At 57.1% G+C, this 3351-nt stretch carries 1 protein-coding gene and 1 pseudogene; both read right to left on the reverse strand.

The window, feature by feature from the left end; genetic code table 11:
* Positions 1-700 (reverse strand): IS110-like element IS4321 family transposase (locus OGY13_RS15430; RefSeq protein WP_286637622.1); only part of this gene is annotated, 700 nt, incomplete at its 3' end.
* 78 nt (positions 701-778) lie between these two features.
* Positions 779-3277: pseudogene (locus OGY13_RS15435) on the reverse strand (Tn3 family transposase); the annotation flags it as partial.
* Positions 3278-3351 lie beyond the last annotated feature (74 nt).

Genomic DNA, 3351 nt, shown 5'->3' on the forward strand with positions numbered 1-3351 from the left:
TCCCGTCGCCAATCTCAGTTGAAATAGTACTCGCTGTCAGTGTTCCGACGCAGGGAATGCTCAGCAAGCGCTGTCCAACCTCATCTTCGTCCAACTTTCGTTTCAACTGGGATTCCAAATCTTTAATCTGCTCAACAAGATAGTGATAATGCTGTTGTAATTTCAGCAATAACTGGCTGAGGTAAAGAGGCAAACTATTATCCTCAAGAATGGTACTCAGTCGGCTAATAACGGCAGCTCCTCGGGGAACGCTAATGCCAAATTCCAGCAGAAAAGCATGCATTTGATTGGTTGTTTTTTCCTTATCCTGAACCAGGGATTCACGGACACGATGCAGAGCCCGCATTGCCTGCTGAGATTCCGTTCTGGGCTGCACAAAACGCATAGACGGACGCGATGCAGCTTCACAAATAGCTTCGGCGTCGACAAAGTCGTTTTTATTGCTTTTAACGAACGGGCGGACAAATTGTGGTGATATCAGCTTTGGGGAATGCCCCAACTCTTCCAACTTGCGTGCCATAAAGTGAGAACCGCCACAGGCTTCCATTGCGATGGTTGTAGCGGGGCATGTCGCCAAAAATTCGATCAACTTTGGCCGGGTAAATTTTTTACGGTAAACAGCCTTCCCGCGACGATCCTGGCAATGAATATGGAAAGAGTTTTTACCCAGATCGATACCAATGAGCGCAATGTTTTCCATGATAGTTCTCCGAATGAAAGCCTGTCCTCAGCATAGTACCGGGAAGGAGGGAGTGACCATCTCATTAAATAAAGCACGCTAAGCCGGTGGCAGCGGTCGCAATGGCCTGAACTTCCCCGCACCGACCTTGGCGCTGCTGCGCCATAGGTAATCGCCGGTCAGGTTGATGTGCTCCCACCCCAGCGGCGACAGATATTGCAACAATGTGTCGTCCAGCGCCGTGCCGTTGCCACGCAAAGCACTGGTGGCACGCTCCAGATATACCGTGTTCCACAACACGATGGCCGCCGTCACCAGATTGAGGCCGCTGGCCCGGTAGCGCTGCTGCTCAAAACTGCGGTCGCGGATTTCACCCAATCGGTAGAAGAAGACCGCCCTGGCCAGCGCGTTGCGCGCCTCGCCCTTATTCAGCCCCGCATGGACGCGGCGGCGCAGCTCCACGCTTTGCAGCCAATCCAAAATGAACAGCGTGCGCTCGATGCGCCCCAGCTCGCGCAACGCCACGGCCAAGCCGTTCTGGCGCGGGTAGCTGCCGAGTTTGCGCAGCATCAGCGAAGCCGTTACCGTGCCTTGCTTGATGGAGGTGGCCAGCCGCAGAATTTCATCCCAATGGGCGCGTATTTGCTTGATGTTCAGCCTGTCGCTGCTAATCATCGGCTTGAGCGCGTCATAGGCGGCATCGCCCTTGGGGATGAATAGCTTGGTTTCGCCCAAGTCACGGATACGCGGCGCGAAGCGAAATCCCAGCAAATGCATCAAGCCAAACACGTGATCGGTGAAGCCTGCCGTGTCGGTGTAGTGTTCCTCGATGCGCAAGTCCGACTCGTGGTACAGCAGGCCATCAAGCACGTAAGTTGAATCACGAATGCCCACGTTGACCACCTTGGCACTGAAGGGCGCGTACTGGTCGGAGATATGGGTGTAGAAAGTCCGTCCTGGACTGCTTCCATACTTCGGGTTGATATGACCAGTGCTTTCTGCTTTGCTGCCGGTTCTGAAGTTCTGGCCGTCCGACGATGACGTGGTGCCGTCACCCCAGTTGCCGGCGAAGGGTTGCCGAAACTGCGCATTCACCAGCTCGGCCAGCGCCGTCGAATAGGTTTCATCGCGGATGTGCCAGGCTTGCAGCCAAGACAGCTTGGCGTAGGTGGTGCCAGGGCAGGACTCGGCCATTTTGGTCAGACCCAGGTTGATCGCGTCGGCCAGGATCGTCGTCAACAGCAAGGTTTTGTCCTTGGCCGTGTCGCTGGTCTTCAGGTGTGTGAAGTGGCGGGTGAAGCCCGTCCATTCATCGACCTCCATCAGCAACTCGGTGATTTTGAGGTGCGGCAGCAGCATAGCTGTCTGGTCGATCATGGCTTGCGCGGCGTCTGGTACTGCCGCGTCCAGCGGCGTGATCTTCAGGCCTGACGCGGTGGTGATGATGGCATCCGGTAAGTCGTTGGCCGCAGCCATGCGGTTGACTGTGGCGAGTTGCGCCTCCAACAATTCCAACCGGTCATGCAGGTATTGGTCGCAGTCGGTGGCCACTGCCAGCGGCAATTCGCTGGCCAGCTTCAAAGTGGCGAACTTCTCGACCGGCACCAGGTATTCGTCGAAGTCCTTGAACTGGCGAGAACCCTGCACCCAGACATCACCGGAGCGCAGCGCGTTCTTCAGCTCCGACAGGGCGCATAACTCGTAGTAACGCCGGTCGATGCCGTCGTCGGTCAGAACCAGCTTTGCCCAGCGCGGCTTGATGAATGCGGTTGGCGCATCGGCGGGCACCTTGCGCGCGCTGTCGCTGTTCATGCCGCGCAGCATGTCGATGGCATCGAGCACACCCTTGGCGGCGGGCGCAGCCCGCAATTTGAGCACGCCCAGGAACTGCGGCGCGTAGCGGCGTAGCGTGGCATAGCTTTCACCGATGTGGTGCAGGAAATCAAAGTCGGCAGGCCGCGCCAATGTTTGCGCTTCGGTGACGCTGGCGGCGAAGGTGTCCCAGGGCATAACGGCCTCGATGGCGGCGAACGGATCGCTGCCGCTTTGCTTGGCCTCAATCAACGCTTGACCGATGCGCCCATACATCCGCACCTTGTCGTTGATCGCCTTGCCGGAAGCCTGGAACTGCTGCTGATGCTTGTTCTTGGCCGCGTTGAACAGCTTGCCGATGATGCGATCGTGAAGGTCGATGATTTCATCGGTGACGGTGGCCATGCCTTCGATGGCCAGCGCTACCAGCGTGGCATAGCGTCGTTGCACCTCGAACTTTGCCAGATCAGCAGGCGTCATCTGGCCACCTTCACGAGCGATTTTGAGCAGGCGGTTCTGGTGAACCTGCCGCTCGATGCCTGCGGGCAGATCAAGTGCTTGCCAGGATTTCAGGCGCTCAATATGTTCGAGCATGTGGCGAGAGTTCGGTTTGGCAGGCGACTGGCGCAGCCATGCCAGCCACGTCACTTTACTGCCGTCCTTGCGCTTGAGAAGTTCGTCCAGGCGCTGACGGTGGGGTGATAACAAAGAATCGGTCAGCGCCGCGTAAATGCGTCGGTTGGCACGGGTGATGGCCTCGGCGCTTGCGCGCTCGATGGCAGGCACTGTTGCAAATAGTCGGTGGTGATAAACTTATCATCCCCTTTTGCTGATGGAGCTGCACATGAACCCATTCAAAG

The sequence above is a fragment of the Citrobacter sp. Cpo045 genome, from assembly GCF_030332875.1.
Lineage (GTDB): Bacteria > Pseudomonadota > Gammaproteobacteria > Enterobacterales > Enterobacteriaceae > Citrobacter > Citrobacter portucalensis.